This is a genomic window from Nostoc sp. CALU 1950 (assembly GCF_051172895.1).
Taxonomy (GTDB): domain Bacteria; phylum Cyanobacteriota; class Cyanobacteriia; order Cyanobacteriales; family Nostocaceae; genus Nostoc; species Nostoc edaphicum_A.
Window position 1 is genome coordinate 1 of the sequence record NZ_JBDNJQ010000292.1, and the last position, 4,078, is coordinate 4,078.

Genomic DNA, 4,078 nt, shown 5'->3' on the forward strand with positions numbered 1-4,078 from the left:
TGGGATATCACAATTTTCCCCGTTTAATTGGTATCTTATTTTCTTGCAAATCCCTAAGTATGCAATTATGGGTAATTGGGAATACTGGGCAGGTGTCGATTTAAAACGTTTGACAAAAATCTATGCCACTTATAATTGCAGCTTATTAGTTAATCAAAGTATTTTACATAAATATGGCGAATATTCTATATTAATCACGGGATTGGATGATTTAGTCAGTAAACCCGATTTAATCAAATCACTTCAAGGTCTTCGTCCTCAACAAAACCATTTATTACTCGCCCACTCACCAGCATATCGAGACTCATTTTCAAGTGATGAGTTAGCAAAGATAACACAATACAAACCACAATATATGTTATCAGGCCATACTCATGGTGGACAATTATCATTCTTTGGCTTTGCTCCTTTACGCCCGCCTGGTAGCGGACGTTATGTCAGTGGTTGGTATCGAGATGGTGCGATTGCCCTGTACGTATCGCGTGGACTAGGAGTTTCCGTTTTACCAGTGAGAATGGGTGTAATTCCAGAGATTAGCTATTTTGAGTGGTTTCTGAACCGCTCAGTTATTACATCTGCTGACATTCACTCATTCAAGGGACTACAACCGCCCTAAGAGTGATCATTACCTTAACAGTGCATATAAATAACTAAATCTTTATTAGAAGTAGCATCTGGTCTGTATCTGGTCAATTCCAGTAGTGAAATTATTCTTACATTCCTATCAATTTGCGAAAATGCCCTGACTTGGTGTTAGTAAATTATCTGGATCGTAACGTCGCTTTGCACTTACCAGATTTCCCCAAACTGGACGGAAATGCTGCTGCCAATCATGAGGGGAGAAAGACAGAGCGTTTACAGGATATTGATAACCACCCAAATCACGATTTTGCTCAAAAAGTCTACGATTATCATTGAGCATTTTTGTAATTACAGAATCATCCGGTGGCACTGCTGTTCGCAATAGAGCAAATAGAAACACAACCTTCTGGCTCGGAACCCGGAAATTGGGTAGCCCAAAGCGTTTAGTTTTAACTGGATACAGCAGAATTGGCCCAAGACCTGTGTCGGCTAGCGTTAAATTGGCAGCGACCTCACCAACAAAACTGTTAACTGCACTACCTGGTACAAACAGGTTCAACCAAGGATGAGGATTTGACCAAACACCAATCGATTTGAGAAAGGCAACTGTCGGAGCTAAACGGTTGAGAAAATCAAAGTAAGTTTTATCCTCTATTTGTTCTGTACCGGGAGTATAGTTTAATCCCCGAAGCAATCGGTTGTTATTAGGTACAGAAGGAGGACTGTAAAAGCTAGCCGCTTCTAGCAGATAACGCCATCCACCAGCATTATTAGAAACTAACTGACCTTCTACATAGTTAAAGCGCTCATCATTTATGATTTGGCGTTGGTCACGAGTAAAGGTAGCTAAATCGTCATAATACAACTGAAACACACGGGTATTGGTAGTGGCAGGAATTAGCTTAACAGTTGCCTGTACGATAATTCCAAATTGGCCTAGCCCTGCTAGTACTGCAAGCCATAAATTGCGATTGTACGAGGGTGAACAAGTTTCGAGATGACCAGTACCAGTAACTACCTTCAGTTCTAAAACATTATCAACTTGCACACCATAACGGTGAGTTGCACCACCAATACCCCCCACGGATAAAGTGCCGCCTACAGAAAGCTCGATATAATCGGTAAGAACAGGCGGTGTTAATCCCATAGCAAGTGTTTGTTGCAGCAGTTGACTCCACAAGACCCCCGCATCAACAATTGCTCGGTCTGTACCAATGAAATGAATCTTGTTGAGGGTACTTAAATCAATGACGATGCCTGCTTCTACTTGCGACTGACCGTAGGTAGAGTGACCCTGACCGCGCGGGGCAACTTTGAGCTTTCTCGTCCGAGCGAATTGAATAATTTGAACAATATCCTCAATTGAGCCTGGTTTAAGTACTGCTATCGGTTGACGATGGACGATGTTACCAAAATCAATACTGGCATCAGTAAGTGTCGCATTATCAGTGTAAAGTACTCCATCTAAGGAAGGTAAACTTTCAAAAACAGATATGGCACTGGCAGATGTTACCCAGGAACGAGTAGTTAAATCAAACCCGATCACAATTGCACTGGTAATCAAACCTTGTAAAACTGAGCGACGTGAAGTGTTTTGTCCCATAATTTTTACTTGGTACTATAATCGTTATCTAATTAAGTAAATATACTGCTAGTTTTAGCATTTACTTAACTAAAGTTAAATTTCCATTCAGTGAAAAATTTGATTTGATGGTACAGCCATTAAATAAAAAATATACAATCATTTCATCAGAAATACGGTTAAATACTGTTAAGACTATTACTGAGTCAAAATCGCCCTCATAAAATACAAGAAGAAAAGCAACAGGGAAGCGATCGCTCTTTGAGGAAAAACTTTTTGGTTTACTATTTTTTAGCGAACGCTTGTAAATAGCGACACCAAATAGCCCGTCGTAGACATCGCTTTAGCTCTACAATCAGTTCATTGCTATCAAATCTTGTAGCATCCGGTGAAATAAACCTTGCCTATGCTTACCCAGAACCTGAAGGATTTAAAGATTACCCCATTGGGCCACAAGAAGCGAGTTATAGCTCAGACATGAGAGAATTTATCCTGCCCTACGAAGTAGTGCGCCAGGCTAACGACCCAGATGCAATGGTACTTACGTTTTTACAATCTACATACGAAGCGGCAGCCAATTTAGCACAATGGGATCGTGCTGCATTAGACTACGCTCCAGTACTGAAAAGCTAATTTTAGACAATCTTTATCAGTAAATCTGTTCAAAATTCAATACGGCTTCTAAAAACACCTGCCGCGATCGCATTAAAGGTTGATGTGTGTAGTCAGCCCAAACAAGAGTAGCCTTGAAGCTAAAACCAGCACTCCAGTTAAAATTTGTCGCAGATTTCAAGTAGGCGCAGATCCACCAAGCGCATTTCTGTAAGCATCAGCAGTTTCTGTGCCAAAACCACCAGCTTGAGCATGACGAAGTAGCGATTGTACTATCGGCATCGCAATACTCATGCCAAATAAGGCATTGAAACCTGCAATAACGACTGGTGCAGATAATACAACTGTAAATTCTGGAAATAACGCCAATACAGCCACTAGGATCAGAAAAACAATCGGTGTCGCAATACCTGCTGCCTTTGCCGCTTCTACAATTAAATTTTTATATTCTTCAACAGTAATGTCGCCCCGATAAAGATCCAAGGAGTATGAAATCGCTGTGACTATAACTTGGGTAAGAATAGCGGTTCCTGTAGCAGTGATCCCCAACTTAGCAATTGTTCCTGAATTGCTGACAACAGAATCTACTGCATTATAAACCCGAATATAAAACTGCTCCCCAACAGTCATAACTTCGGCTCCGCGACGGAGATTATCAGCGCCCACTTCCCATACAATGTTATTAGCACCGTTTGAGCCTCCTTGAGAGCGTGGAATGATATGGCTCCCATGTTTATCGCTCAAGAATTCACGAATAGTCCGTTCGTTAGCTCCTAGCTTTGATGTTCCAGGAATTTTCTCAAACAGCTTCATGACATCTGCATCAGAGCGAGGTAAATCCCCAGTTCTCAGACCAGCACGATACCTCAATCTATATGCAATCTTGGGCATCTCTAGGGCTAGTTCCGTAGCTGTCTTAGGCAAGTTTTGTAATGCCTCTGCTATAGCTACACTCGAAGTTGTCACACCAATTGCAGTGCCTTCTAATGCTTTACCTACATTTTGTACAGCTTGAAAACCCTGCTGTGCTGTTGCAGGTAAATCAGTAAATGCATTAATACTTGAGGTAGTAATCTCTATAGTAGTATTTTTGATTCCATCAACAACCTCTTGTATCCCGTTTGCTGTATTAGTTGCTGCTTCTTGCACTTTATCTTTGAGCGTATCCGTCAAATTTCGTGCTTGGTTAATAAAATCCATATTCGAGTAATTTCTAATTTTAAGATGTTGTATTTAGTCCAGCTTCTGGGAGCATCCACTTTTGGAAGAAACACCTAATCAGACAGCAAGTAAACCATTAAG

General features: G+C 41.0%; 5 protein-coding genes. 2 read left to right on the forward strand and 3 right to left on the reverse strand.

The genetic code is table 11. From position 1 onward, the window contains the following. A partial coding sequence (locus ABF638_RS36920; RefSeq protein ID WP_435027708.1) for a metallophosphoesterase occupies window positions 1-616 on the forward strand: 616 nt, incomplete at its 5' end. A 108-nt stretch (window positions 617-724) separates the two neighbouring features. On the opposite strand, the gene ABF638_RS36925 is transcribed toward ABF638_RS36920, so the two are convergent. Beyond that, window positions 725-2,185: an FAD-binding protein gene (locus ABF638_RS36925; RefSeq protein WP_435027709.1), complete on the reverse strand. Its 1,461-nt coding sequence runs from the start codon at window positions 2,183-2,185 to the stop codon at window positions 725-727. A gap of 342 nt (window positions 2,186-2,527) precedes the next feature. On the opposite strand from ABF638_RS36925, the gene ABF638_RS36930 reads away from it, so the two are divergent. Further along, a complete protein-coding gene (locus ABF638_RS36930) occupies window positions 2,528-2,797 on the forward strand; it encodes a DUF5996 family protein (protein ID WP_435027710.1) in 270 nt (89 codons plus the stop codon). Window positions 2,798-2,813: 16 nt separating this feature from the next. Here the strand turns inward: ABF638_RS36930 and ABF638_RS36935 are convergent, their stop codons facing one another. Beyond that, window positions 2,814-2,957 carry a hypothetical protein gene (locus ABF638_RS36935; RefSeq protein ID WP_435027711.1) on the reverse strand — a complete coding sequence of 48 codons (144 nt, stop codon included), beginning with the start codon at window positions 2,955-2,957 and terminating at the stop codon, window positions 2,814-2,816. Further along, window positions 2,954-3,976, reverse strand: a complete 1,023-nt coding sequence (locus tag ABF638_RS36940; RefSeq protein WP_435027712.1) for an HNH endonuclease — start codon at window positions 3,974-3,976, stop codon at window positions 2,954-2,956. The genes ABF638_RS36935 and ABF638_RS36940 overlap by 4 nt, the downstream gene beginning before the upstream one ends. Window positions 3,977-4,078 lie beyond the last annotated feature (102 nt).

Coding starts and splice junctions, on each gene's coding strand:
- ABF638_RS36925 (WP_435027709.1), bottom strand. CDS start 2,185: ATGGGACAAAACACTTCACGTCGCTCAGTTTTACAAGGTTTGATTACC.
- ABF638_RS36940 (WP_435027712.1), bottom strand. CDS start 3,976: ATGGATTTTATTAACCAAGCACGAAATTTGACGGATACGCTCAAAGAT.